Raw genomic sequence first — 4,954 nt, forward strand, 5'->3', positions numbered from 1 at the left:
TCTGGAGCGAAATCAGTGGCTCGACGTGGCGGGCATCCAGTGGCTCGCCGCGTTGAATTTGCGTCGCCACTGCCTGCAGCGCATCGGCGGCTGTCCGCACCGTCACCGCCATCCGCACGAGCAGCTCGCGGTATGCCGCAGTGCGTTCGTCGTCGCGGCGCTTCTGGTCCCGGCGCTCGTGCTGCGCGAAGAAGTTTTCGAAGTCGATGTCGGGATCGTCGATGTCGTCCCTTGTCATTGTCACCAAAAGGTGGTCCGCGACCACCACGGCGCGATGGCGTTCCACCATCCAGCAGCCGAGAAATAGATTGCGACCGCAAGGGGAACGTTGACGAGGAGCGTCGGAACGCCTCGGCGCTTCGCGAAGGCTGCCGGAAGACAGGCCGCTGTTCCGACGATTGGCCCGAGGAGGACGCCGCCGCAGATGTGAACGAAGAGTGTCCAGAAGATGCTCGGACAAATCCACGCGATCAATGCCGATCCTCCAAAGAACCCGAGGATCGCTCCGAGTAGCGCCGCAAACCCCACGCCGACGCCGGCCTGAAACGCCATTCCAATGTTCGCAGCGACGTTGGCAGTCGGTGCTGCAAGGTTGTTGGCGACACCTCGGGCCGCCGCCGCACCTACGCCAGCAGTCACCCGTACGACGTTCGCGGTTTCGCGTGCTGCTACCCGACCGACATCCGAGATCGGTTCGCCGAAGATGTCGGCGAGATCCGGACCGGAGTCGGCAGGCTCTTCGTCATTGCGAATCCCGTAACCGAGGCCGCATCGCGGGCAATCCTCGAAGACCGGCCAACTACAGCCGATCTTTGACAACTCGCCACAAGTGCGGACGCCGCAGCCGGTGCAACGGTATAGGTTCGCGACGGAGCCGCACACCGCGCAGGTACCACCGCCGACAGCATCGCGCGCCATCAGCTACCTCCCCACGCCGATGCGGCGCGCAAGGGATGCGCGGTCGCAAGAATATACAACCTTATCGTCCTCTTTCTCGGACACGGACGCCGATTGCCACAAGCGGTGCGTGCTATTCATCGTCGACAGCCTTATTCGCGGGAAGGACCGACGCCGAACTCTTCGGTGCGGCGGAACTGTCGCGCCGCATGGTATCGGCCATCTCGCAGGCCCATTTGATTCCACTCGAACACGACTCGATGCAGGCGGCGAGCCGCGTGTCACGGTTGGACCAGTCGCGGCATCGGCCCTCCGTTGACGGTGCCGCACTCAATGCAATTACGGCCATGAGAAGGAACATGCCGACGATCGCACCTCCCATCCAATAGAGGACGGAGCGACTACGATGACGCGCGCGGGACACCTCGCGCTCAAGCTGAGGAACGAGCGCATACAACGAGGGCTCTTGTGCGGCGTTAAGACGGAACGCGGAGAGGATCGACTCCACGCGTGCGAGCATCGCGGCGGACATCATATCCTGCTGCTGAGACGTGATGCGCTGCAAGCTCTCATGAAACGCACGAAGCTGCGCCTTCGGATGCCGAGGAACAAACGCGGTCTGCCAGAACGCCCCGAGCTTGTCGGCCCGCTTCACCGCGTCGCCAACTGTCGTGTAGATCGCAAGCAACCCGCCACGATTATCGCCGACGGCGCGGCCAATCTGGTCGGCCACGGCGTTCAGTTCGTCGAGCGCCCGCAACTCGTCGGCTTCGCTGTCGGCTTCGCGGATCTGTGCGCCGCAGAATGCGCAGACGATCCGGCCGTCGTCGCTGGGTGCACCGCAGCGCTTACACGAGGTTTCCATCGGCTCTCACTTCACCGCAGGTTGCTTCTCGGCGGCTACCTTGCCGTTAATCGTCACGCGATACGCCACAGTCTTAGCGCGATAGAAGTCGCGAAAACCGTGGTTTGATTGAACGCAGTCGTAGGTGCCAAAGACGGTCATGCAGTCCTGCTTGCACTGCTTGTGAAATCCCATGCCGATAATTTGCTGAATGAGCAGCACCTTCGCGTCGGCGCGGTCCTTCCATGTGGCGGCCTCGGCCTTCGGCACTGCTACCGGCGACGTAAATCTCGATCCATTGAGCCACGCCGTTTCGGTGTTTGCGGTCTTCACCTTAAGCTTCTTGCCGCCGATCGAGCCGATCTCCTCATCGTTTACCTTCGTCATCGACAACGTAGTGAACGAGGGCGACTCGGCCCCGACCGGCCACTTCGAGCTTTCCTGTGCCGCGATAGTCACGGTGTACCGTTGCGCCGCGAAGTCGTATGCCGAAAGCGAGATCTCCATCTCACCGTCGCCGAAGCGGACCTCGCCGCCGGCGAGGTCACCGTTACCCTCGAACTTTACATACTTGCCAACGACTTCCCCTGCAATCTCGGCACGGCGATCGAGGAGATCCTGTTTCTTGAATTCATCCTTCGCGTCGGGTTCATCGAGTCGCCAGATCTTCCCGTCGGAGAGCGTGCCACACTCCGTCGTTCCCTTCGGATAGAGAGCCCATTCCTTTCCCTTAGCGAGATCCGAAACGGCGTCTGGCGTGAGTGCTTGCGTCGCTAGGGCATCGAGGGGTGTAGCGGCGATCACAGTAGGTGCGGCAGAGCCACTCGGGCTCTGCGCCGACGCCGAGTCGTCGGCCGGTTCGACGGCTTTCTGCGCGTTCTTCGCGGCGGCTTTCTGCGCGTTCTTCGCGGCGTGATCGAACGCCTTCCTGAAGTGCTTGGTCTCGGCATCTGCGTCGCGCGCACGCCCGGAGGAGCATCGGGCGTACTGGACGACGAAGAACAGGCCGACCGCAGCAGAGATGCCCTGACGAGCGCGGACGCCGAACTTCTTGTTCTTCCACATCCAGATGAGGAAGATCGGCGAGAGAAGCGTCAGCAGAACTGAAACTAGAAACCCTAAGAACTCGTCCATGCCATCCCTCCGGTTGCTAGCTCGCCAGCCGGCACAGCGGCACAGGGAGCGCGGTGTGGTGCGGCGTAGCGTCCGTCGGCACGGACGAGTCTACCGCGCATTCATCGGACGTCGGACCGGCATTGCTCGTCTGCGCGCCCACGATCGCAATAAGTGTCACGCCTCGCATCGTCTACCTCCTCGTCAAGCTTCGCTCGGCGCACGCGATTGCTGCAACCGATAATGGCCTACGATCGTAGTCTTTTTTAGAGACGGCGATCCGCTTTGCTCGTTGGGTGCCCCGTAGGCCCCCGACGCCCGTTCGGCTTCGCCGCCTCGGACGGCGCATCGCGGAACTTAGGCTGGCGGTAGGCGTCACGCAGGAGCGGCTTGCGGAAAAGACTGGCGCGGCCATTTCGTGGATAAAGGCCATCGAGGCGGGCTCACGAGATATCCGCGTGAGCACCATGTGGCGGCTCGCCGATGCCCTCGGCGTTGAACCCGAGGAGGTACTTGCGATCCCGGCGTCGATGCGTGTGGCTCGTGGGAGGCCGCGCAAACCGAGGAGTTGATTATTGGCGTCGCCGCTCGCTCGCATCCCGACGGTCTACGGCCGAGGCGGTGGCGAAGATTAGGTACTCGACGCGGTGGAGGTTGCGACTGCGACAATCCCTGTCGTCCGTCTTACTTGGCCGGAGAGCGGGGGTGCGACGCGGTTTGTCGTTCGAAGCACTGAACACCGTGTCGCGCACTCTGCTCGACGGAGGGAACCATTGACGACTCTAGCTCCCGCGCTCGTCCTCGTTGGCTTCGGGCATTGGCCTATCCGCGAAGTACCGCTCGCGATCCTTCTCCGTCGCGAATGGCTTGTCGGCGAGCTTCGCGAGGGTGAACCCAGAGCGAGCAACGGCCTCCACGTGCGCCGCGTGGGGGATCGAGCCAAGCACCACGAGCCCGTCGTGCTGGTCGGAGACGGGCACAAAACCGTGCCTCTTCCCCAGCTTCATCAAGTTGAAAACGTAATTCTTTTCCCATCCCTGCAAGACGAAAGCGCGTAGCTCCCTCCATGCGGCGGCATCGTCGCGAGCAGGTATCGGACGGCTCATCCCGCAGCGATTTCGAATGCGACCACGAGGCGCGCGCTCCGTTTGGATTGATGCAGAGCGCAGTACGACGAGCCAGTCATCGACGATCCGCTGAAGTTCCCGGAGTTCGCCGGCGAGTGCGGCGAGAACTTCAGGCGCACGAGCGCGACCGACTTCTCCCGCGACGTACCCCATGATGGCCGCGCCCTCGACAGGCGCGAAGGTGCCGCCCATCAACACGGCGTAGAAGCTCGACTTGAGTGTGCCGATCGATACCCCGGCATCCATGGCGACACCTTCGCGGATCGCGGGGTCAGTCACGTAACGGCGGAGCCACCGCACATCGACGCCGCTTCCATCAAGCTCTTGCAGAAGTGCGCGAGCTTGCGCATTCGACAGATCATAGTTGCGAAGGTCGGGGACAGCGCCGAGTGCCGCATTCTTCATCACGCGTGAGCACCCTTGGACGCCCCCACCGATTTCGGCGATGCGCCCCGTTGACGTGAGGTCGTATGCCGGGACGTACGTGTCCTCTTCGTTGTCGAGAAGCATCGCGGCGCACAGTTCATCGTGAAGGAGACGAAATGATGGTGCCCGACGAGCGGCATCGAGATGCTGAAGGAGAGAGGGCCGATCGAACGGACAAGGACGAAGCGCACGAAGACCATCTCGCACGAGCTTTGGCGAAGGAGAGGTTGCTCCGGCTCGACCACGAGGCACGTAGGGCTTGCCGGTAAAGAGGTCCACGACGCGACGGTCATCTTCGGATCGCGCTTGGACGACGTGCAGAGCCATCGCAGCAACGAAGGGCTGAGTGACGGCGAACTCCCGGCACCTACCGCGCGCCTTGTCGTAGCTCTTGCGGGTGACGACCCCAGCCTCGACCAACCCGTCGGAGGAGAAGGGTCGACCAAGCTGCCGATCGATGAGATCAGATGACACGGGCGTCCAAGCATGGAACGACTCGCACTTCGCATCGGGTTCCTTCAGTCGTAGGAGCCAGTTCGCGAGAAGG

At 62.5% G+C, this 4,954-nt stretch carries 5 protein-coding genes; 1 reads left to right on the plus strand and 4 read right to left on the minus strand.

The window, feature by feature from the left end; genetic code table 11:
* The 3 genes from ACLL97_RS15965 to ACLL97_RS15975 form a co-directional block, all read right to left on the minus strand.
* Positions 1-289: hypothetical protein (locus ACLL97_RS15965; protein WP_411281473.1), on the minus strand; the 289-nt coding region annotated here is incomplete at its 3' end.
* A 741-nt stretch (positions 290-1,030) separates the two neighbouring features.
* Positions 1,031-1,762 (minus strand): hypothetical protein, encoded by a 732-nt coding sequence (locus tag ACLL97_RS15970; RefSeq protein WP_411281474.1) that lies wholly within the window; start codon positions 1,760-1,762, stop codon positions 1,031-1,033.
* A 6-nt stretch (positions 1,763-1,768) separates the two neighbouring features.
* The gene (locus ACLL97_RS15975) at positions 1,769-2,875 is read right to left on the minus strand and encodes a hypothetical protein (RefSeq protein ID WP_411281475.1); all 1,107 of its coding nucleotides are present in this window, start codon (positions 2,873-2,875) and stop codon (positions 1,769-1,771) included.
* Positions 2,876-3,150: 275 nt separating this feature from the next.
* Here ACLL97_RS15975 and ACLL97_RS15980 point away from each other — a divergent pair, with 275 nt between their 5' ends.
* Complete coding sequence (locus ACLL97_RS15980; RefSeq protein ID WP_411281476.1) at positions 3,151-3,426, plus strand: helix-turn-helix domain-containing protein; 276 nt, start codon at positions 3,151-3,153, stop codon at positions 3,424-3,426.
* Positions 3,427-3,636: 210 nt separating this feature from the next.
* Here the strand turns inward: ACLL97_RS15980 and ACLL97_RS15985 are convergent, their stop codons facing one another.
* Positions 3,637-4,491: a hypothetical protein gene (locus ACLL97_RS15985; protein ID WP_411281477.1), complete on the minus strand. Its 855-nt coding sequence runs from the start codon at positions 4,489-4,491 to the stop codon at positions 3,637-3,639.
* Positions 4,492-4,954: the final 463 nt, after the last annotated feature.

The sequence above is a fragment of the Gemmatimonas sp. genome, assembly GCF_046594945.1.
Classification (GTDB): Bacteria; Gemmatimonadota; Gemmatimonadetes; order Gemmatimonadales; family Gemmatimonadaceae; genus Gemmatimonas.